Source organism: Polaromonas aquatica (assembly GCF_050626995.1).
Taxonomy (GTDB): domain Bacteria; phylum Pseudomonadota; class Gammaproteobacteria; order Burkholderiales; family Burkholderiaceae_C; genus Polaromonas; species Polaromonas aquatica_A.
The window spans coordinates 3360015-3379514 of record NZ_CP192467.1 but is presented as its reverse complement, the minus strand read 5'-3'; the positions used below and the strand labels follow the sequence as shown (position 1 = coordinate 3379514).

Below are 19500 nucleotides of genomic sequence, written 5' to 3'. Positions count from 1 at the left end.
GAAAACCGATGACTGATAACGATGTGCTTGTGCGCTTTTCCGGCGTACAGAAAACCTATGACGGCGAACAGCTGGTCGTGCAGCAGCTTGACCTCGACATTCATCGCGGGGAATTCCTGAGCCTGCTCGGCCCTTCCGGCTCGGGGAAAACCACCACGCTGATGATGCTCGCTGGTTTTGAGTCGCCGACGGCCGGGGAAATTTTTCTCGACGGCTCGCAGATCACCCGCACGCCGCCGCACAAGCGCAACTTCGGCATGGTGTTCCAGAACTACGCCCTCTTCCCGCATCTCACTGTGGGCCAGAACGTGGCCTACCCGCTCACGGTGCGCAAGGTGTCAAAAACCGACCAGGCCAGCCGCGTGCAGCGTGCGCTCGACATGGTTCGCCTGTCGGGCATGGCTGACCGCCTGCCCGGGCAGCTTTCAGGCGGCCAGCAGCAGCGCGTGGCCTTGGCGCGGGCGCTGGTGTTCGAGCCCCAACTGGTGCTGATGGACGAACCGCTGGGCGCGCTCGACAAGCAGCTGCGTGAGCACATGCAGATTGAGCTGAAGGAGCTGCACAAACAACTGGGCGTCACGTTCGTGTATGTCACGCATGACCAGGGCGAGGCGCTCACGATGAGTGACCGGGTGGCGGTGTTCAACGACGGCGCGATCCAGCAGCTGGCGCCCGTAGAGGCACTGTATGAAACACCTTCCAACCGTTTTGTCGCCGGCTTCGTGGGCGACAGCACGGTCCTTAAAGGCAAGGCAAGCGCCACCGGCATTGAGCTGCCGGATGGCCGTGTTCTCAACGGCACCAACGTCAATCACGCGGCTATCAGCGCGCAAGTGGAGGCCTACATCCGGCCGGAGCGCATTGTGTTGCATCGACAGGCAACGGGCTCATCTGCCGGCGTGCTGCCGGCCCGCGTGGCCCGCATCATTTATTTCGGCGATCACCTGCGCTTGTTATGCGACATCGGTAGCGGCCAGGCGGAAGCCACGGTCAAGCTGCCCCTCACCCTGTTGAACGGCCTGGCGCCGCCGCAACCGGGTGAAGTTGTGCATCTCGAATTTCCCGCTGCATTCACACGAATCTACGCGGCCTGAAGGTCCCCGTTCCCCTGCACCTTTCAACGTTCACCTTGCCCTTTATCAACCACCGAGGAAATAGCACCATGAAGAAAAACATCATCGCCCTTGCCATGGCTTCTTGTCTGGCCCTGCCTGCGCTCGCGCAGCAGCAGATCACCGTCGTCAACTTCGGCGGGGCCAACGCCAATGCGCAGAAAAAGGCCTACTACGAGCCCTTCGAAAAAGCCGGCACCAAAGTCGTCGCTGTGGAATACAACGGCGAGCAGGCCAAGATCAAGGCCATGGTCGAGACGAAAAAAGTCACCTGGGATGTGGTCGAGGTCGAGGCACCTGATGTGCAGCGCGGTTGCGACGAAGGTTTGTTTGAAAAAATCGACTTCAGCAAGATCGGCCCCAAGGCAGACTTTTTGCCTGCTGCGGTCAAGGAATGCGGCGTAGGCGTTTTTGTGTGGTCCACCGTGATGGCCTGGAATGCCGACAAGGTCAAAACCGCCCCCACCAGCTGGGCCGACTTCTGGGACGTCAAGAAGATCCCCGGCAAGCGCGGCATGCGAAAAGGCGCCCGCTACAACCTCGAATTCGCTTTGATGGCCGACGGCGTCAAACCTGCCGACGTCTACAAGGTCCTGGCCACCAAGGACGGCTCTGACCGCGCATTTCGCAAGCTCACAGAACTCAAGCCCAACATCCAATGGTGGGAAGCCGGCGCCCAGCCCGCCCAGTTCCTCGTGGCTGGTGATGTCGCCCTCAGCACCGTCTACAACGGCCGCATCGACGCCGCCAACCGCGAAGGCCGCAACCTGAAGATCTACTGGCCCGGCGGCATTTACGACCTGGACTACTGGGTCATTCCCAAAGGCGCGCCCAACAAGGACGCATCGATGAAATTCATCGCCTTTGCCAGCCAGCCCGCCACCCAGGCCGTCTATGCCCAGAACATTGCCTACGGCCCGGTCAACAACCAGGCTTTGGCCAAGCTCGACAAGAAGGTACTGGACGATCTGCCAACGTCGCCTGCCAATGCGAAAGAGGCCATCCAGATGAATGTCGGCTTCTGGGCCGACCAGGGCGAGGCACTTGAAAAACGCTTCGCCGCCTGGGCCACGCAATAAGCTGACGGAGCAAGCACGCGATGAGCAGTATCACCAGCCAGGGCGCATTTCAGGGAAATGACGCCGCCGCGTTGCGCATCGCGCTGTCGCGCGCGGATGCACGACGAAAATGGCGCGCCTTTGCGCTTACCGCGCCTTTGCTGGTGTTTTTACTGCTGACCTTGCTGGTCCCGATTGCGGCCCTGCTGCAACGAGCTGTTGAAAACCCGGAAGTGGTGGCGGCGCTGCCCCGGACAGTGCAAAGCCTGAAAGACTGGAACCCCGAGGCTCCACCGAAACCCGCGAGTTACGCGACGCTGGTAGAAGATCTGGGCCATCTCTCCGACAGCTCGGACGCTGGCGCGCTGGCACGTCGCCTCAATTCTGAAGTCCCCGGTGCGCGCTCCCTCGTGATGGGAACGTACCGCGCACTGCCCATCCCGGGCACTCCTGAAGAAATACAGGCCAGGCTGCTCCAGCTCGATCCGCGCTGGGCGGAGCCGCTCTTTTGGCAGGCGATTGCCAAGAACAGTTCCCGCTGGACGCCCGACTATCTGCTGGCATCGATCGACCTGCAACGCGACAGCAAAGGCAAGGTGGAACGCATGCCACCAGACCAGCGTGCGTTCGGCGCCATCTTGCTTCGTACCTTCCAGATCAGTTTTCTGGTCACCGTTTTTTGCCTGGCGCTGGGTTACCCGCTGGCTTGGTGGCTGGCCTCCTTGCCGGCACGCAAGGCGAACCTGCTGATGATCCTGGTGCTGGTGCCCTTCTGGACATCGATTCTGGTCCGGGTAGCGGCCTGGATCGTCCTGCTGCAATCCGAAGGGCTGGTCAATCGCGGGCTGATGGGTATCGGCCTCATCGACAGCCCGCTGGCGCTGCTGTTCAACCGCGCAGGCGTGGTGATTGCCATGGTGCACATCCTGCTGCCCTTCATGATCTTGCCTCTTTACAGCGTGATGAAAAACGTGCCGGCAACTTACGTCCGGGCCGCCGTTTCATTGGGCAGCGCCCCACTGTCTGCCTTCCTTCGGGTGTACGTGCCGCAGACCTATCCCGGTATCAGTGCCGGCGCGCTGCTGGTGTTCATTCTCTCGATTGGTTATTACGTCACCCCCGCCCTGCTCGGCGGCGCCGATGACCAGATGCTGAGCTATTACATCGCCCGGTATACCAACGTCGAAGTCAATTGGGGCATGGCCTGTGCGCTGGGTGCTGTGTTGCTGATGGCCACCATGGTTCTTTACAGCGTTTACCGGCGCATCGGCAAGGCCGAACTCAGCATCGGCTGACATTCCTTTTCTTTTTACAGACGCAAACACCGTTCACCATGTTCAAAATCAAAGGGCCCGCCTTTCCCCGCTATGCCAGCCTGGCAGACAAAGCCGGCTGGTGGTTGGTGCGCGCCGTGTGCGTTGCCATTCTGGTCTTCCTGCTGGCACCCATCCTGGTCATGGTGCCGCTGTCTTTTTCCGACAGCTCTTTTCTGAGCTACCCGATCCCGGGCTGGTCACTGAAGTGGTATCGCAACCTGCTCGATTCGCCGGAATGGGCCAGGGCTGCGAAAAACAGTTTCATCGTCGCCCCCGCTGCAACCTTGATCGCCACCACGCTGGGAACCTTGGCGGCCGTTGGCTTGTCCAGAACCAACTTCCGGTTCAAGAGCCTGCTCATGGGCATTCTCATCGCGCCCATGGTGGTCCCCATCGTCGTGGTCGGTGTGGCCACCTATCTCTATTTTGCGCCGCTGGGTCTTGCTGACAGCTACTTCGGACTGATCGTGGTGCATGCCGCGCTGGGTGCGCCCTTTGTACTGACCACCGTACTTGCAACGCTCGCCGGCTTTAACCACAACCTCGTCCGCGCATCGCTCAGCCTGGGGGAAACTCCGTTGCGGACGTTTTTCAGGATCACCCTGCCGGTCATTGCACCGGGTGTCATCTCCGGCGCACTGTTCGCTTTCGCCACGTCGTTTGATGAGGTGGTGGTCACGCTGTTCCTGGCAGGCGCGGACCAAGCCACGCTGCCGAGGCAGATGTTCACCGGCATCCGGGAAAACATTTCGCCGACCATCGCGGCCGTGGCGACATTGCTGATTCTTTTCACCACGGGGCTTTTGCTGTTTCTCGAGTGGTTACGCGGACGCCGGGACTGACAAGGCATTTGTGATGCCAGGCCCCAGCAGGACCGCCAGCAGCAGCCAATAACACCCGTCCCTCCCCGGAACTGGGGAACGTGCAGTCACAAAACACCCCGGCCCGAAAGCAGTCAAAATCAGTCCCATTGCCCAGATACCCGCAAACACATCCCACCTTTCAGGACATATCCATGGACATGAAAACCTCCCCCATCTCCTTTCTCAAAGATCCGAGCATTTTCAAAACCGACGCCTTGGTCAACGGCCAGTGGGTCGCGGGCAAGGCCCGCTTTGACGTGAATGACCCGGCTACCGGCTTGAAGCTGGCCGACGTGGCCAACCTGGGCCCCCAGGACGCCGAGACCGCCATTGCCGCCGCCAACGCCGCCTGGCCCGCCTGGCGCAACAAGACCGGCAAGGAGCGCCACGCCATCCTGCTCAAGTGGTACCAGTTATTGATGGCCAACCAGGAAGACCTGGGGCGCATCATGACCGCCGAGCAGGGCAAGCCCTTTGCCGAAGCCAAGGGCGAGATCGCCTACGGCGCGAGTTTTGTGGAATGGTTTGCCGAAGAAGCCAAACGCGTCAACGGCGAAACCCTGCCGCAATTCGACAACAACCGCCGGCTGATGGTCATCAAGCAGCCCATCGGCGTGTGCGCGGCCATCACGCCGTGGAACTTCCCCCTGGCCATGATCACGCGCAAGGTCGCCCCGGCGCTCGCCGCAGGCTGCCCTGTGGTCATCAAACCCGCCGAGTTAACCCCGCTCACCGCCCTGGCCGCCGCCGAGCTGGCCATTCGCGCCGGCATCCCGGCCGGTGTGCTCAACGTGCTGACGGCGGACAGCGGCAACTCGATCGCGGTAGGCAAGGTGTTTTGCGCCAGTGACATCGTGCGCCACATCAGCTTCACCGGCTCCACCGAGGTCGGCCGCATCCTGATGGCGCAGAGCGCACCCAGCATCAAGAAGCTCGCGCTCGAACTCGGCGGCAATGCGCCCTTCATCGTGTTTGACGACGCCGACGTGGATTCCGCCGTCGAAGGCGCGATGGCCAGCAAATACCGCAACGCCGGCCAGACCTGCGTCTGCGCCAACCGCATTTATGTGCAGGACGGTATCTACGACCAGTTCGTCGAAAAGTTTGCCGCCAAAGTCAAGTCACTCAGGGTAGGCAACGGCTTTGAAGATGGCGTGGTGCAAGGCCCTCTCATTGAAGACGCTGCCGTCGACAAGGTGCAGCGCCATGTGGATGACGCGATGGCCAAGGGTGGCAAGCTGCTTGCGGGCGGCCACAAGATCAAAGGCCAGTTCTTTGAACCGACCGTTATCTCCGAAGCCACAGCCGACATGCTGTGCGCCAGGGAGGAGACATTTGGCCCCTTCGCGCCGGTCTTCCGCTTCCACAAAGACCAGGAAGCGATTGACGCAGCCAACAACACGGAGTTCGGCCTGGCAAGCTATTTCTACAGCCGCGACATCGGCCGCATCTACCGTGTGGCTGAAGCGCTGGAGTACGGCATGGTCGGCATCAACGCCGGTGTCATCGCCACCGAACATGTTCCGTTTGGCGGGGTCAAACAATCCGGCCTGGGCCGCGAGGGTTCCCGCCACGGCATGGACGAGTACCTTGAGATGAAGTATTTGTGCCTCGGGGATATCAGCAAGTGAACCGCAGGTTTTTTATCCAGTTCGGCGCCATGGGGTCGCTCGCCCTGATTGCTCCTTTTTTGATAGCTGCGCGCGCACAGACAACAGGGGCAGCAGGCACAAAACGCCACAAAATGGTGATCCAGGTCAGCGACAACGACCCAGCGAAGTGGAACCTGGCTCTGAACAATGCCAAAAACCTGCAGGACGACGTAGGCGCCGCCAATGTCGACATTGAAATCGTCGCCTACGGCCCGGGCATAGCCATGCTCAAACTGGAGTCACCCACCGGCTCGCGCATCGCCGACGCCGCCAAAGCCGGCATCAAGGTCACCGCTTGTGAAAACACCATGCGCGGCCAGAAACTCAGCAAGGACGACATGCTGGCCGGCATCAGCTATGTGCCAGCCGGCGTTACCGAAATCATGAAGAAGCAGGGTGAAGGCTGGGCTTATTTACGGCCCTGATTTTCGGGTTTTAAAACTGCTGGCCAGGTGGTTTTACAATCAGGTACGAATAGGTACGAATCGCGGGTGTAGTTCAATGGCAGAACGGCAGCTTCCCAAGCTTCATACGAGGGTTCGATTCCCTTCACCCGCTCCAGTATTCCTGTCTTGAGGCCTTAAGCCGCCCCCCAGCGGTGACTCACACGACGCCGTGCTGCGCAGCACCGCTTCCTCATCTCGGGTGATCCAGCCGAATTCCTGGCCTGCCGTCTACGAGGGCACCCGCCCCCCACCAAGTGCGTCACAATGCCGACTCATGAGCAACGACACGCAAAACATCCTCCGCCATTGGCGTGAGGCCGTTCCCAATGACCGCCTGGCGCACCTGGTCCGCGATGCATCACGCGCCTTTCACCGCGCGCTGCAAGTGCGCCTGGCAGAGCATGGCGTGCCTTTTGGCCACTGGACTTTTCTGCGGATTCTCTGGGAGTCGGACGGCCTGACGCAAAAGGAACTCAGCGAGCGTGCCGGCGTGATGGAACCCACTACCTTTACGGCAATGAAAGCCATGGAGTCGCTGGGTTACATCGTCCGCAAGCAGCTGCCCACCAACAAAAAAAACATGTACGTGTACCTGAGCGACAAAGGCCGGGCACTCAAGGGGCTGCTGGTGCCCCTGGCCGAGGACACCAACGCCGTTAGCGTCGAAGGCATTGCGGCTGAGGACATCAAAACCACGCGCGCAGTGCTGCTGGCGATGATTGAGAACCTCGCGAAAGATGAGCTGCTGCAGACGTCGCTTGAAGTCAAACGCAAGCTTGCCGCCAGGCCTGCCGCTACGGCTGCTTCGCCTGCTTCAACCACCCGCAGCAAGCGGGGTAAAAAAGCCGCGCCCTGAAAGCCGCGGGTATCTCCGCCTGAGCTCATTGCTCCCGCCACCGTTTTACCGGGTTACCGGGTTACCGGGTTACCGGGTATAGTGTTTCCATGAACACGCCCTTTTCACGCCATGCCACCGCGCCAGCCCTGCTGGCCGGCGACATGCGCCTGACGGGCGGCTTTACTGCTCCCCCACCTGCCGCACCTCCGCGCAACGTGGTCGCTTCCGGCGCTTATCCGCCGGCCGCGCACGTTCCCGGCTGAGTCCCAGCCGGTCCAGCTCTCCAGCCTCGTTTGATTCAGCCACTGGCGCAGCCGCGCCACGTGCGCTCGCTGGAGCTTGTCCTCTTTTCGGCAGGTAATTTCATGATTTCAAAAAACACGGCCTGGGCCACCTTCGGCCCGACTTCCCTTTTCGTCCTGATCTGGAGCAGCGGCGCGCTTTTCTCCAAACTCGGGCTGCAGCACGCCAGCCCTTTCGCCTTTCTGGGTTTACGGTTTGCCCTTGCGCTCAGTGTTCTGCTCGCGCTTGGGCTGGCCGGGCGCCGCTGGCTGCCGGCGCCCGGCACGCGCCTGCATGTCGCACTCACAGGACTTCTGATGATCGGCAGCTATTCCATCTGCCATCTGCTGGCGCTCGACCACGGTCTCACGCCCGGCGTACTGGCTACTGTGCTGGGCGTGCAGCCCATCCTGACGCTGGCATTGACGGAGCGGCAGGCCTTTTCAAGGAGGCGCCTGGCAGGCCTCGGACTGGCTCTGGGCGGGCTGGTGCTGGTGGTGTACGAAAGCATTGCGCGAGCGCACTTCACCGCCACCGGAATACTGTTTGCTTTCGGCGCATTGGCTTGCATGACATTGGGCGCCATTTTGCAAAAGTCGGTCAAACAGGCGCCGCGCGACGTGCTGCCACTGCAGTTGGCCTGCAGCCTGCTGCTATGCCTGCTGTTCGCGCCGTTTCAGCCTATGGCTGTCGACCTGAGCACCGGCTTCTGGGTGGCATTGGTATGGATGGGCGTTGTGATGTCCGTGGTGGCCACGCTGCTGCTGTACCGCCTGATCCACGCCGGTAACCTGGTCAACGTCACCAGCCTGTTCTACCTGGTGCCCGCAGGTACGGCTGCCCTGGACTACCTGGTGCTTGGCAACCGCCTGGCGCCCTGGAGCCTGGCTGGCATGCTGGCGATCCTGCTGGGCCTGATGCAGGTTTTCCGCAGCTCCGCACAGCGCGCAACCGCACGCTGAAAGTTGCCGGGCAGCGGCCAGAAGGCCGCTGCCCGGCTCGCATGTCAAAAAATCAGCGGGACACCCGTCTTGGCCTGCAACACCTCGCGGGTCACGCCGGGGGCGAGTTCCGCCACCTTGAGGCCCTCCGGCACCACGTCCATCACGGCCAGGTCGGTGATGATGCGGTCGACCACACCGACGCCCGTCAGCGGCAGGGTGCACTTCGGCAGTATCTTCATGTCTTCGGTGCCGTCTTTCTTTTTGGCAACGTGCTCCATCAGGACAATCACGCGCTTCACGCCCGCGACAAGGTCCATCGCGCCGCCCATGCCCTTGACCATCTTGCCCGGGATCATCCAGTTGGCGAGATCGCCTTTTTCGCTGACCTGCATGGCACCGAGGATGGACAAATTGATCTTGCCGCCGCGAATCATCGCGAAGCTTTCGTGGCTGCCAAAGATGGACGACCCCTTGATGGTGGTCACCGTCTGTTTGCCGGCGTTGATCAGGTCGGCGTCCACTTCGTCTTCTGTCGGAAACGGGCCAATGCCCAGCATGCCGTTTTCGGACTGCAGCCACACTTCCTTGTCACCGGTGAAGTTCGCCACCAGCGTCGGGATGCCGATGCCGAGGTTCACATAAAAACCGTCTTCGAGTTCCTGGGCGGCACGCGCCGCCATCTGGTCTTGGGTCCAGGGCATATCAAACTCCCGCTTTCTCGGTAAGGGTCCGCTTTTCGATGCGTTTTTCCGGGTTCGCATTCAGCACGATCCGGTGCACATAAATACCCGGCAAGTGGATGTCATCAGGGGCCAGCTCACCGATCTCAACAACTTTCTCCACCTCGACGATGCAGATCTTGCCGGCCATCGCGGCGGCCGGATTGAAATTGCGGGCCGTGAGGTTAAAGCGCAGGTTGCCGGACTTGTCCGCGGTATGCGCCTTGACCAGCGATACGTCGGGCACCAATGAACGCTCCATCACATAGGTCTCGCCGTCGAACTCACGCAGTTCCTTGCCATCGGCCACCTGGGTGCCCACGCCTGTCTTGGTAAAGAAGGCCGGAATGCCCGCGCCGCCGGCGCGCAGCTTTTCGGCCAGCGTGCCCTGGGGCGTGAAGTCCAGCTCCAGTTCGCCCGCCAGGTACTGGCGCTCGAACTCCTTGTTCTCGCCGACATAGCTGGAAATCATTTTTTTGATCTGCCGGGTTTCCAGCAGCTTGCCGAGCCCGAAGCCGTCAACGCCGGCATTGTTGGAAATCACGGTGAGGTTTTTCACCTGGCTGTCACGCAAAGCGTCAATCAACGCTTCGGGGATACCGCACAGGCCGAAACCGCCGACGGCCATCAACTGGCCGTCCTGGACGACGCCCTTGAGAGCCTCCGCGGCGGAGGGATAAAGTTTTTTCACAAATAGTCTCCTTGTGTGGTGACGCTGGCAAATGCCATCCGCAATCCACTACGATACTACTTATCAGGTTACGTAGTTTTCCGTAAAGGTAAGTACTGTGGAAGTCGATTACCAGCTTGCATTCGATTTGGCGCCGGTGGGGTTGGTGCTGTCCCGCAACCGCTCGATTGTGGACTGCAACGAGCATTTGTGCGAGATGTTTGGCGCCACACGCAAGCAGCTCGCCGGCCAGTCATTCATGATTCTTTATCCCAGCGCAGACGAATACGAACGCACAGGCGCGCGCATGATTCCCATCCTGAACGCCAAGGGCCTGTATTCCGACGACCGCATCATGAAGCGCGTGGACGGCCGCAACAAAGGCGAGACTTTCTGGTGCCACGTCACGGGGCGGGCGATCAATCGCAGCGCACCGCACGAAGCCGGCATCTGGACCTTCGAGGACCTGAGCTCGCGCAGGCCTGTCACGGCCGAGCTCACCGCACGTGAGCGCGAAGTGGCCGCACACCTGATGGACGGCATGACCTCCAAGGAAATCGCCCGCGCGCTGGTGATCAGCCACCGCACCGTCGAAATTTACCGCGCCCGCCTGATGCGCAAGTACAAGGCATCGACCACTGCAGACCTGGTACACCGGCTCATGGCCGGGTCCTGAGCGAGCCACCAGTTGCTATGTTTTATATAGCGCTTTACGCCCAAAAACAAAGGGCTTTAGGCCTTTTTTCTTAAACCATTGACGCGTTGATGCCGGCCAGCGTCGGCTGAGCTGCCTCCTCATTCGCCAGTTGCTCAAACGGCAATGCCTGCTTCACCAGGATCACTGTGCAAGGCGCGGCCATGGCGACCTTGATCGGCACTGTCGCCAGCAGGCGCTGCATCTGCAGGCCATGCGTCGCCGCCCCCATCACGATCATGCTGACGTGATTGCCCTGCGCATAGTGCAGCAGTGCCTGGGCGACATCGCCCGACTCGATGACGTGGAAAGACACCGTCTGGCTGTCCAGTTGCAAAGGTTGCGCCCATTGCCGAAGCATGCCGAGGTAGCGCCGGTGCACGGTGGTTTCGCTGGTTTGCGAGTCGTGGCCCGGTGTGGTGGCCGGATCAATCACCGTCACGCAGGTGAGCCGCGCACGCGGTGTTGTGCCCAGCACCCGCATCACGGCGCGCCGCAGTGAATACAGCGTGACGTCGCTCACGTCCAGGTAGGGCACGGCCACCATGACAATGGGCGCCGCATCAATTTGCCGGGATGGGAGCGGGCTGGGCTGGTAGTCTTTGCCCGCGGCGCGCAGCCACCTCTTGAAGTGGCCCCAAAAGCCCACGGGCCGCAGACGCCGCCCCAGTCCGGTTACGGCGATCTGCTGCGGGTCTGAGAGGTCCAGCGCCAGATGTGCGGCCGACGCATAGCGCCTGTCGGCTTCGTTCTGCAGGCAATGCAGGATCACTTCCTGCAACCATTCGGGCAGGTCGGGCCGCAGCGCCCGCGGCGGCGCCGGATCCATCCACAGGCGCTGCCGCAGGCCACCGCGGGTCTGCGGGTTACCGAAGGGCAGCTCGTGCGTAGCCAGCTCGTACAGCATCACCCCAATGGCAAAGATATCGCTGCGTGGGTCACCGCGCACACCCACCACCTGTTCGGGCGCCATCCAGGTGGGAGAACCCACAGCGGGACGCAACTCTTCGGCCAGCAGATCCGGGTAATGCGCATGGCGGGACAGCCCGAAGTCGAGCAGCACAACCCTGCCGTCGGGGCGTACCAGCACGTTCGCCGGCTTCAGGTCCAGGTGGCAGGCATCCTGCAGGTGCAAGCTGTGCACCGCCTGCGCCACAGCCGCCCCCAGGCGGGCAATTTCTTCCGCAGGCAGCGGCGCCCCCGCTTCGTCCAGCAATTGTTGCAGGGTGCGGCCGGGGATGTATTCCATCACCAGGTAGGGCAGCTTTTCAAGGTCTCCTGCGGCCACCAGCCGCGGCACATGCGGCCCCGTCAGTACCGACAGCAGCAACAACTCCACCTCAAAACCCACGATGTTTTCCGCGCCATCGCCGGGCGTCATGCGCGGCACCTTCATCACCAAGGGGAAAGGCACGGCGCGCGCCGCGTCGGCATATCCCACCTGGTAAATTTGCGCCATGCCGCCGGCGTGCAGGCATTCGCCCACCACAAATCCGTCCATCACAGTGCCAGGTGCCATCAATCTCAAAGACCCGCCTCCAGTCGCTGTGCAAAGTATTCGGGTAGACCCGCCGCGCGTACGTCGGCCGCAGCCGCCAGATGGTCATAGGCCACGCGGTGAAAAGTCAGCTCGGCTTGCTCCGGGTCAAACATCGCATACATGGCTTTGGTATTGCCGTCGCGCGGCTGGCCTACCGAGCCTACGGTGGCGATCCAGCGGCGATGCGCCGGCACCGGGATGGTCACACCAGGCGTAGGCTGAAAGCGCATCAGTCCCTGCCCCGCACCCCGGAAATACAGCGTCTGCTGGTGCACATGGCCGCAGAACACATAACACACGTCCGGGTCGAGGGATGCCGCGTCAAGGCTCGCCTCGGCGCGGCGTTCGTTGTCTACATAGTGCCAGCGCCCCGGCGAGTCGGCACTGGCATGCACCAGCAGCGCGGTGCCGAGCGTAGCCGTCAGCGGCAGTGCCTCCAGAAAATCCAGCGCATCCCTGCCCAGCCGTTCGTGGGTCCAGGCGGCGCCACTCTGGTCGAGCGTACGGACCTGCGCGGGTGGCGTCACGGTGTGCTGGTCATGGTTGCCTCTGAGCACGACGGCACCTTCGCTGGCCAGGCCGCGAATCCGATCCACCACCTCGGCCGGCTGCGCGCCATAGCCCACCAGATCTCCCAGCACAGCCAGGCGGCCAGCGCCCTGCTCCGCCGCGTGGGCAAGGCAGGCTTCCAGCGCACGCAGGTTTGCGTGCACGTCCGAGAGCAAGGCAATTTTCATAGGGTGGCTGCCGTTCTATTCCGCAACAGGCAGTAGCAAGAAAGCACAACCTCATGCCATCCGTTGCGGGACAGTACAGTTTGCCGGAAAAGGAAGCGACGTGGCTGCTTTATGTCATGACGCGGCCGGTGTGCGGCCTCAGGTAAGATCTCGGCCGGCAAATTGCTATTGAAGTTATAGCATCCTGCGCCCGTTCCGACTGGCCACAGGTCAAAATAACGCTAACTCTCTGGTATCCCCACTCATGCTTGTCCGGCCTTACAGGGATTCTGACCTTGCCGCTGTCGCCCAGCTGTTCACTGATGCGATTCATGGCCTGGCGGGAAGCCACTACGACGCTGTGCAGCGTGAGGCCTGGGCGCCCCGCCCACCCAACCTGGGCCTATGGAAAACGCGGCTCATTCCATTGCACATTTTGCTCGCGCAAGGCACGGAAGGCGGTAATCCGCTGGGCTTTATCGGCTATGAGGAAAGCGGCCATATCGACCTCCTGTTTACATCGCCCGGTGCTGCACGCCGCGGTGTTGCTTCACAGCTTTACGGTCACGCCGAAGCTGCGCTGCGCAGTCTAGGCGCCGTGGAGCTGTTTACCGAGGCCAGCCTGGCAAGCCGGCCATTTTTTGAGCGCCAGGGATTCGTGGTGAAGGAAGAACAAAGCGTTGAACGGCGCGGAGCCGTGCTTCGCCGCTTCGCGATGGCCAAAGCCTTCGGCCCGGGGGCCGAGGACTAGCCGGCGACTCAGAGAGCGTCTGGCTCGTGCCGGATGGTTTCGCGGGCGCGGTGATGATCGCGCAATTTCCCCAGCGTGTGGTCAAGCATCCGTTTGAGCTTGTCGCTTGCACCGCGGAAGGCTTCATCCTGGCTGGGCGCGTGGTGGTTGACGGCCAGCGGTTCGTGGTGCGCCAGCCGTGCTTCCATCACGCAGCGCTTTTGGTCCGGACTGATCTTGTCGCTGTTTTCATCGCTCATATGGACTTCAATGCGTGTGATATCGCCCTTGAAGCGGCTCAATGAGCTGTTGAGTTCGGTGCTCGCCCAGCGCTCGAATGCTTCGCCGGTATGCATGGTGTGATTGGAATTGACTTGGACTTGCATGGGTTTTGTTTTCCTTTCAGAACGGTTTCAGCGAAGAGGCCTGCCGGCCGGGCTGTGTCGCAGCGGCCTGGATAGCGGCTGAAAATTCATTGTGCGCCCTGTGCCCAGGCAGGCGTGTAGTCCTTGACCCCCACTCTGAAGTAAAGGCGGGTATTCCGCATCACAAGTTGCGATTCGGTAAAAGTATGTACGGCGAGTATGTACGGCGGCGACGCCACGATTCGTCACTCCGTGCACACTGCATCGGCGCCGTCACATCCAGTTGCGGTTTGCGGTTCTTCCTGGTGTTTACTTGTTCGCGTTAGGAAAAAACAGCTGCTCGCCGTTGATCTTGTAGCCAGCGATCACATTCTGGCCCGCGGGCGAAATCACCCAGTCGACAAACTTCTGTGCTTCCACCACTTTGGCCTGCGGGTGCCTGGCGGGGTTCACCACCATCACGCCATACTGGTTGAACAGCCGCGTGTCACCTTCCACCAGGACGGCCAGGTCGCCGCGGTTCTTGAACGAGAGCCAGGTGCCGCGATCGGCCAGCACATAGCCGCCGCTGCTTGCTGCGATATTGAGCGCCGGGCCCATACCGCAGCCGCAAGCCTTGTAGTTGCTGAAGGCGGGCTTGTCGGCCGGCGTTTCAACGCCTGCAGCTTTCCAGTAGCGAAGCTCGGCGGCGTGGGTCCCGCTCTTGTCGCCGCGCGAGATAACGTTGGCGTTCGCTGCGCTGAGTTTTTTCAGCGCATCAACAATGTCCTTGCCCTTGGTCCTGGCTGGGTCGGCCGCCGGGCCGACCAGCACGAAGTCGTTGTACATGACGGGAAAGCGCTTGATGGCAAAGCCTTCGGCTACCACTTTTTCTTCGGCCACCTGGTCATGCACAAACAGTACGTCGGCGTCCCCCCGGCGGCCCATGTCGATAGCCTGGCCGGTGCCGACCGCCACCACCTTGATGTCGATGCCGGAAGCCTTTTTGAACTCAGGCAGCAGGGCGCCAAAGAGCCCGGATTGTTCAGTCGAGGTGGTTGACGCCATCACGATTGGCTGGATCTGTGCCATCGACAAAGTGGCGCACAGTGCAATCGGGAAAAGAGCCGCGGTCCGGATGGATTTCAAACTACGCGACATCATGCTCAAACTGTTCATGCAAGCTCTCCTTTTAAAAATGCTTCGGCCGCCGCGGGGACGGCGCCATTGAAAAAATCCACAGTGGGCATGTCGGCTACCAGCCGGCCATGCTCGAGGTAAATCACACGGCTGGCCAGCCGCTTGACCTGCCCCAGGTTATGGCTGCTGAAAACAAGGGTCATACCGGCATCGGCAAATTCCGCCATCAGGCGCTCCACCTCGCGCTTGGCCGTGGGGTCCAGGCTGGCTGTGGGCTCGTCGAGCAGCAGGACCTGCGGCTTGAGCGCCCAGGCGCGCGCCAGCGCCACACGCTGCTGCTGCCCGCCCGACAGCGCCTTGGCGTTGCGGGCGGCCAGGTCTTGCAGCCCTACACGCTCCAGGGCGGCCAGTGCCTGGGCCCTGGCTTCCTGCCAATGCATACCGCCTAGCCACAGCCCCAGCGCCACGTTGTTTTGCACGCTGGCGCGCAGCATGTAGGGCCGTTGGAACAGCATGGCCTGGCGCAGCTGCACATCATGCTGAAAACTGCCGGCACACGGCCTTACAAGGCCGTTGAGGGTCCGCAGCAGCGTGCTCTTTCCGCTGCCGTTGGCGCCCACCAGCGCCAGTCTTTCGCCCGCGGTAATGCGCAGGCTGCAGCCGCTGAGCGCCTGCACCTGGCCGAACTGCACCCCGATGGCGTGCAGATTGAAAACCTGTGTCATGGCTGGGCGCCTCCGGCGGCCAGTGTCACATCCGGCAGCCGGTCATCCAACTGCTCCCGCCAGCGCCGCACCAGCGCGATCAGGATGTTGAGCAGCAGCACCACACCCAGCAGCACCATCCCCAGCGCGAGCGCCAACGGCAGGTCGCCCTTGCTGGTTTCCAGCGCAATTGAGGTCGTCATCACACGCGTGAAGCCATCGATGTTGCCGCCGACCACCATCACGGCGCCAACCTCCGAGATTGCACGGCCGAACGCGGCGATCAGCACCGTCAGCAGCGCGTAACGCTCGTCCCACAAAAGAATGAGGCCGCGCATGAAACGCCCCGCGCCCAGCGACTGGAATTGCTCGCCGTGGCTGCGGTCTGCGTCTTCAATGGTCTGGCGAACCAGGGCCGTGACGACCGGCAGCACCAGCACGGCCTGCGCCAGCACCATGGCCTTGAAGGAAAACAGCCAGCCCAGGAAACCGAGGGGACCGGTTCGGGAGAGCAACAGGTACACCACCAGCCCCACCACAACCGATGGTAAGGCCAGCGCCGTATTGAGCAGGGCCAGCACCGCGCCGCGGCCGCGAAAGCGCGACACGCCCAGCCATGCACCGAGCAGCAGGCCACCGCTGCAGGCAATAAGACAGGCGCTGGCGCTCACGGCCAATGAACGGGCCACGATGCTGGCCAGCATGGGATCGAGCGAGGTGATGAGGGTGAATGCCGTGGCGGCGCTGTCTGAGAAGGTGTTCATGTGTGAGGCAGTACCAATCGTACGGCCTAAGTCCTTGATTTGCATTGGGAATCATCGCTATGAATGCATTTGCATAGGCCGACCGGAGGAATCCGTCTATCCGTGCCGGCCTGTTCTTTCCCATTCGTTCAGGCACTCACCGATGCGCCATCGAGGCGCGCACCGGTGCACTCATAATCCATGCACTCTCTGCCATGCCATGCATAAAGTCGAACTTTCTTACCTGCTCACGCCACAGCGCGGCAAAAACACGCTGATACGCAACCCGTTGATGGACCTGCTCCATGCCGTGCGCGAGCAAGGCTCCATCTCCAAAGCCGCCAAGGCGCTCGACCTGTCATATCGGCACGTGTGGGGCGCCCTCAAGGACTGGGAACAGACCCTGGGGCGCACACTCATCATCTGGGACAAGGGCCAGCGGGCGCGCCTCACCGAGTTTGGCGAGAAGCTGCTGTGGGCCGAACGGCAGGCGCAGGCTCGGCTGGCGCCACAGATCGAAGCCTTGCGCGGCGACATCGAGCGGGCTTTTTCCACCGCCTTTGACGACAACGCCCATGTGCTCACGATGTACGCCAGCCACGATACGGCGCTCTCGGCCCTGCGTGAGCAGGCTGGCCCGCACGGGCTGCACCTGGACATCCGCTTCATGGGCAGCGTCGATGCCATCGCGGCCCTCAATGCAGGGCGTTGCATGATGGCCGGCTTTCACACCCAGGACCGGCCCGACAGCCAATCCGTCACTGCGCAGACTTACCGCAAGCTGCTCAAGCCCGGGCTGCACAAGCTGATCGGCTTCGCCCATCGCAGGCAGGGCCTGATCGTCGCCAAAAACAATCCACTACACATCACCAGCATCACCGACCTCGCGAAGCCAGGTGTGCGTTATGTGAACCGGGCGGAAGGCACCGGCACGCGCGTGCTACTAGACGAGCTATTGGACAAGGCCGGTATGGCGGCTTCAGGTATCCAGGGCTACCCGAGCCAGGAGCCGTCGCATACCGCCGTGGCGCAGGCGATCGCCAGCGATGTGGCCGATGCTGGCCTGGGTATTGAAACAGCAGCGCGCGAGAAAGGCCTGGGCTTTATCCCCCTGGCCGAGGAGCGCTACCACCTGGTTTGCCTGAAATCCGAACTGCCCACGCCGCAGGTGCAGGCACTGCTCAAGGAGCTCCAGAGCCGCGACTGGCAGGCCACGCTGGAAGAATTGCCCGGCTACAGCGGTGAAACAGCCCAAAGCGGCAAAGTGCTGTCCCTGCGCGCCACCTTGCCCTGGTGGACGTACCGCAAGGAAAAACCAGAAAAATACGCCTGAAGCCCTTTCATAATGGGCGCAACCAGCTATTGTTTTTATAGCAAACAAGACCTGAAGCCACAGAAAATATCGTCACGCCCCGGCAGGCAGAAATTGCGGAACCGGGGGTGCTTCAAGCGAGCACGCGTTGCAAAAGAGGCGCCGCGCAGCACCTTATGGGTACCAAAGCAGGGTTCGGAATACTCCCGGTACGGGCCAGGCACAAAACCGGGGTAGGCGCGAAATGTGGTCGCCGTCCATTCCCACACATCACCCCAACGAAATCCCCTGCGCGCGGCAGTATGCGCGGCGACCTCCCATTCCACCTCTGCGGGCAGCCGCCGTCCCGCCCAGCGGCACCACGCGTCAGCCTCCCACCAGGTCATGTGCATGGCCGGCTGGTTGCCCAGCATGCGCATCGCCGAACCGAACCGTGTCTGCATCACGGCACCACTGGCCACACCGATCTGTTCAACGTAGCGCGGGCCGCGCCTGCCTTCGCTTTTCACCGTGGCCTGCAACCAGTCCCATCCCGCAGCTTGCCAGAACTCAGGCCGGTCATAACCGCCGTCATCGACAAACTCCACGAATTGCGCCCAGCTTACGGGCTGCGCGTCAATCTCGAACTCCGGCACCTCGACGTCGTGCTGCGCCAATTCATTGTCAAAGGCAAAACCTGTGGCGTTTGACGGCGCGGCCGAGCCCATTTTCCAGACGGTAGCCGGAATCAGCAACGCGTCGCGCAGTCCCATGGCTGGGGGCGTGAAGGCTTGGAGCAATTCCCTGTCCATGGGCACACCCAATAGTTGCGCGGCATGGATCAATGCTTCGGCCCGCATGTCTTCATGAAACAGGCACAAGCGGTAGAAATAGAGCGCGTCATCGTCCTCCCCGGCTTTGTCCAGCAATTCCAGGGTGCTTTCCAGCGTAGCGAGCAGGTAGGCCCGGCATCTCTCCACATCCGGCAGGTCAAGCGACCAACGCTGGCTGTGCGGCAAGCCTGCCGGATCCCACCAGCGGTCAGCATTGGGCTCAATGGACGCGAGCCGTGTGGGCCCCGGCGCGCACGACCAGCCCTGCGCACGCTGCACATTGCGGCCAATCCACCACTCCTGGAACCAGCCCACCTGGCCCAGCATCCACAGCGGAGGGCTCAGCAGCGGAGATACCGGTACGGCAAAGCCGACGGACTCCAGCGCCTGCTGGTACTGGCCAAAAACCCGCAAGGTGTGGTTACGGGCATCCATCAGCGCCAACGACAGGACATCACGGCCGGCGCTGCGCATCAAGGGTGAGTCAAACAGGCTGTTCATGGTGACGAATGTTTGAGGGCGTAATAAATGAGGTGATGGATGAGGCCGGTACGCCGATAAAGACGTCGGTAAGGCATTGAATGAGGCGAGTAATGAAAAGGTGTAGCGCCCGCATCCCGGACAAAGTTGTGGCGAGGCTGCCGGGGGATGGACACAAACAAGGCACCACCATGTCAGGCGCCGGCTAAAACCAGAATAGCAGACGGGGACCGGCGGCACGTCGCATAAGTGATTAGGTTGCATGTTGGCCTGGAGTACAAATGAGGGGCCAGGCCAGGCATTGCCACGCCGCCAAAAATATTGATGAAAAGGTGTCGCGCCATGGCGACTCACCCCCTTTTGTAACAACACGTACACGGATAGA

The 19500-nt window shown here is 61.7% G+C and carries 21 protein-coding genes and 1 tRNA gene; 13 read left to right on the top strand and 9 right to left on the bottom strand.

What is annotated here, in order from left to right; genetic code table 11:
• The first annotated feature begins 8 nt into the window (after nt 1–8).
• From ACQ4MS_RS16260 to ACQ4MS_RS16215, 10 genes are all read left to right on the top strand, one after another.
• Nucleotides 9–1094: an ABC transporter ATP-binding protein gene (locus ACQ4MS_RS16260; protein WP_431095671.1), complete on the top strand. Its 1086-nt coding sequence runs from the start codon at nt 9–11 to the stop codon at nt 1092–1094.
• A 68-nt stretch (nt 1095–1162) separates the two neighbouring features.
• Nucleotides 1163–2191, top strand: a complete 1029-nt coding sequence (locus tag ACQ4MS_RS16255; RefSeq protein ID WP_431095670.1) for an ABC transporter substrate-binding protein — start codon at nt 1163–1165, stop codon at nt 2189–2191.
• 20 nt (nt 2192–2211) lie between these two features.
• Entirely contained in the window at nt 2212–3465 is a 1254-nt protein-coding gene (locus ACQ4MS_RS16250; protein ID WP_431095669.1) for an ABC transporter permease, read from the top strand.
• A gap of 38 nt (nt 3466–3503) precedes the next feature.
• Nucleotides 3504–4328, top strand: a complete 825-nt coding sequence (locus tag ACQ4MS_RS16245) for an ABC transporter permease (protein WP_431095668.1) — start codon at nt 3504–3506, stop codon at nt 4326–4328.
• A 173-nt stretch (nt 4329–4501) separates the two neighbouring features.
• Nucleotides 4502–5980 carry an NAD-dependent succinate-semialdehyde dehydrogenase gene (locus ACQ4MS_RS16240; RefSeq protein WP_431095667.1) on the top strand — a complete coding sequence of 493 codons (1479 nt, stop codon included), beginning with the start codon at nt 4502–4504 and terminating at the stop codon, nt 5978–5980.
• Nucleotides 5977–6426 (top strand): DsrE family protein, encoded by a 450-nt coding sequence (locus ACQ4MS_RS16235; RefSeq protein WP_431095666.1) that lies wholly within the window; start codon nt 5977–5979, stop codon nt 6424–6426. Before ACQ4MS_RS16240 ends, ACQ4MS_RS16235 begins: the two co-directional genes overlap by 4 nt.
• Before the next feature lie 62 nt (nt 6427–6488).
• A tRNA-Gly gene (locus ACQ4MS_RS16230) sits at nt 6489–6562 on the top strand.
• A gap of 159 nt (nt 6563–6721) precedes the next feature.
• Nucleotides 6722–7303, top strand: coding sequence for a MarR family winged helix-turn-helix transcriptional regulator (locus ACQ4MS_RS16225; RefSeq protein WP_431095665.1), 582 nt, complete (start codon nt 6722–6724; stop codon nt 7301–7303).
• An 89-nt stretch (nt 7304–7392) separates the two neighbouring features.
• Nucleotides 7393–7548 (top strand): hypothetical protein, encoded by a 156-nt coding sequence (locus ACQ4MS_RS16220; protein WP_431095664.1) that lies wholly within the window; start codon nt 7393–7395, stop codon nt 7546–7548.
• A 102-nt stretch (nt 7549–7650) separates the two neighbouring features.
• A complete protein-coding gene (locus ACQ4MS_RS16215; protein WP_431095663.1) occupies nt 7651–8529 on the top strand; it encodes a DMT family transporter in 879 nt (292 codons plus the stop codon).
• Between the two features lie 44 nt (nt 8530–8573).
• Here the strand turns inward: ACQ4MS_RS16215 and ACQ4MS_RS16210 are convergent, their stop codons facing one another.
• Both ACQ4MS_RS16210 and ACQ4MS_RS16205 read right to left on the bottom strand, forming a co-directional pair.
• Complete coding sequence (locus tag ACQ4MS_RS16210; RefSeq protein ID WP_431095662.1) at nt 8574–9212, bottom strand: 3-oxoacid CoA-transferase subunit B; 639 nt, start codon at nt 9210–9212, stop codon at nt 8574–8576.
• Between the two features lies 1 nt (nt 9213).
• Nucleotides 9214–9921 (bottom strand): CoA transferase subunit A, encoded by a 708-nt coding sequence (locus tag ACQ4MS_RS16205; RefSeq protein WP_431095661.1) that lies wholly within the window; start codon nt 9919–9921, stop codon nt 9214–9216.
• A gap of 97 nt (nt 9922–10018) precedes the next feature.
• Here ACQ4MS_RS16205 and ACQ4MS_RS16200 point away from each other — a divergent pair, with 97 nt between their 5' ends.
• A complete protein-coding gene (locus ACQ4MS_RS16200; protein ID WP_431095660.1) occupies nt 10019–10576 on the top strand; it encodes a LuxR C-terminal-related transcriptional regulator in 558 nt (185 codons plus the stop codon).
• 70 nt (nt 10577–10646) lie between these two features.
• Here the strand turns inward: ACQ4MS_RS16200 and ACQ4MS_RS16195 are convergent, their stop codons facing one another.
• Both ACQ4MS_RS16195 and ACQ4MS_RS16190 read right to left on the bottom strand, forming a co-directional pair.
• Nucleotides 10647–12122: a protein kinase domain-containing protein gene (locus tag ACQ4MS_RS16195; protein WP_431095659.1), complete on the bottom strand. Its 1476-nt coding sequence runs from the start codon at nt 12120–12122 to the stop codon at nt 10647–10649.
• Nucleotides 12119–12871: a metallophosphoesterase family protein gene (locus ACQ4MS_RS16190; RefSeq protein WP_431095658.1), complete on the bottom strand. Its 753-nt coding sequence runs from the start codon at nt 12869–12871 to the stop codon at nt 12119–12121. The genes ACQ4MS_RS16195 and ACQ4MS_RS16190 overlap by 4 nt, the downstream gene beginning before the upstream one ends.
• Before the next feature lie 244 nt (nt 12872–13115).
• On the opposite strand from ACQ4MS_RS16190, the gene ACQ4MS_RS16185 reads away from it, so the two are divergent.
• Nucleotides 13116–13601 (top strand): GNAT family N-acetyltransferase, encoded by a 486-nt coding sequence (locus ACQ4MS_RS16185; protein ID WP_431095657.1) that lies wholly within the window; start codon nt 13116–13118, stop codon nt 13599–13601.
• 8 nt (nt 13602–13609) lie between these two features.
• Here the strand turns inward: ACQ4MS_RS16185 and ACQ4MS_RS16180 are convergent, their stop codons facing one another.
• The 4 genes from ACQ4MS_RS16180 to ACQ4MS_RS16165 all read right to left on the bottom strand — a co-directional run bounded on the left by ACQ4MS_RS16180 (nt 13610) and on the right by ACQ4MS_RS16165 (nt 16532).
• Complete coding sequence (locus ACQ4MS_RS16180) at nt 13610–13966, bottom strand: HPF/RaiA family ribosome-associated protein (RefSeq protein WP_431095656.1); 357 nt, start codon at nt 13964–13966, stop codon at nt 13610–13612.
• A 288-nt stretch (nt 13967–14254) separates the two neighbouring features.
• On the bottom strand, nt 14255–15103 hold the full coding sequence (locus ACQ4MS_RS16175) for an extracellular solute-binding protein (RefSeq protein ID WP_431095655.1): 849 nt from the start codon (nt 15101–15103) through the stop codon (nt 14255–14257).
• Entirely contained in the window at nt 15100–15789 is a 690-nt protein-coding gene (locus ACQ4MS_RS16170; RefSeq protein ID WP_431095654.1) for a phosphate ABC transporter ATP-binding protein, read from the bottom strand. The genes ACQ4MS_RS16175 and ACQ4MS_RS16170 overlap by 4 nt, the downstream gene beginning before the upstream one ends.
• Nucleotides 15786–16532 carry an ABC transporter permease gene (locus ACQ4MS_RS16165; protein WP_431095653.1) on the bottom strand — a complete coding sequence of 249 codons (747 nt, stop codon included), beginning with the start codon at nt 16530–16532 and terminating at the stop codon, nt 15786–15788. The genes ACQ4MS_RS16170 and ACQ4MS_RS16165 overlap by 4 nt, the downstream gene beginning before the upstream one ends.
• Before the next feature lie 199 nt (nt 16533–16731).
• On the opposite strand from ACQ4MS_RS16165, the gene ACQ4MS_RS16160 reads away from it, so the two are divergent.
• Complete coding sequence (locus tag ACQ4MS_RS16160) at nt 16732–17844, top strand: substrate-binding domain-containing protein (protein WP_431095652.1); 1113 nt, start codon at nt 16732–16734, stop codon at nt 17842–17844.
• Between the two features lie 35 nt (nt 17845–17879).
• Here the strand turns inward: ACQ4MS_RS16160 and senA are convergent, their stop codons facing one another.
• Nucleotides 17880–19136 (bottom strand): selenoneine synthase SenA, encoded by a 1257-nt coding sequence (gene senA, locus ACQ4MS_RS16155; RefSeq protein ID WP_431095651.1) that lies wholly within the window; start codon nt 19134–19136, stop codon nt 17880–17882.
• Between the last annotated feature and the right edge of the window lie 364 nt (nt 19137–19500).

Bases quoted from the DNA above. Each gene is read 5' to 3' on its own strand.
- ACQ4MS_RS16260 (WP_431095671.1), top strand. From the start codon at position 9: ATGACTGATAACGATGTGCTTGTGCGCTTTTCCGGCGTACAGAAAACC.
- ACQ4MS_RS16255 (WP_431095670.1), top strand. From the start codon at position 1,163: ATGAAGAAAAACATCATCGCCCTTGCCATGGCTTCTTGTCTGGCCCTG.
- ACQ4MS_RS16250 (WP_431095669.1), top strand. From the start codon at position 2,212: ATGAGCAGTATCACCAGCCAGGGCGCATTTCAGGGAAATGACGCCGCC.
- ACQ4MS_RS16245 (WP_431095668.1), top strand. From the start codon at position 3,504: ATGTTCAAAATCAAAGGGCCCGCCTTTCCCCGCTATGCCAGCCTGGCA.
- ACQ4MS_RS16240 (WP_431095667.1), top strand. From the start codon at position 4,502: ATGGACATGAAAACCTCCCCCATCTCCTTTCTCAAAGATCCGAGCATT.
- ACQ4MS_RS16225 (WP_431095665.1), top strand. From the start codon at position 6,722: ATGAGCAACGACACGCAAAACATCCTCCGCCATTGGCGTGAGGCCGTT.
- ACQ4MS_RS16220 (WP_431095664.1), top strand. From the start codon at position 7,393: ATGAACACGCCCTTTTCACGCCATGCCACCGCGCCAGCCCTGCTGGCC.
- ACQ4MS_RS16215 (WP_431095663.1), top strand. From the start codon at position 7,651: ATGATTTCAAAAAACACGGCCTGGGCCACCTTCGGCCCGACTTCCCTT.
- ACQ4MS_RS16210 (WP_431095662.1), bottom strand. From the start codon at position 9,212: ATGCCCTGGACCCAAGACCAGATGGCGGCGCGTGCCGCCCAGGAACTC.
- ACQ4MS_RS16190 (WP_431095658.1), bottom strand. From the start codon at position 12,871: ATGAAAATTGCCTTGCTCTCGGACGTGCACGCAAACCTGCGTGCGCTG.
- ACQ4MS_RS16185 (WP_431095657.1), top strand. From the start codon at position 13,116: ATGCTTGTCCGGCCTTACAGGGATTCTGACCTTGCCGCTGTCGCCCAG.
- ACQ4MS_RS16180 (WP_431095656.1), bottom strand. From the start codon at position 13,966: ATGCAAGTCCAAGTCAATTCCAATCACACCATGCATACCGGCGAAGCA.
- ACQ4MS_RS16175 (WP_431095655.1), bottom strand. From the start codon at position 15,103: ATGAACAGTTTGAGCATGATGTCGCGTAGTTTGAAATCCATCCGGACC.
- ACQ4MS_RS16170 (WP_431095654.1), bottom strand. From the start codon at position 15,789: ATGACACAGGTTTTCAATCTGCACGCCATCGGGGTGCAGTTCGGCCAG.
- ACQ4MS_RS16165 (WP_431095653.1), bottom strand. From the start codon at position 16,532: ATGAACACCTTCTCAGACAGCGCCGCCACGGCATTCACCCTCATCACC.
- ACQ4MS_RS16160 (WP_431095652.1), top strand. From the start codon at position 16,732: ATGCATAAAGTCGAACTTTCTTACCTGCTCACGCCACAGCGCGGCAAA.
- senA (WP_431095651.1), bottom strand. From the start codon at position 19,136: ATGAACAGCCTGTTTGACTCACCCTTGATGCGCAGCGCCGGCCGTGAT.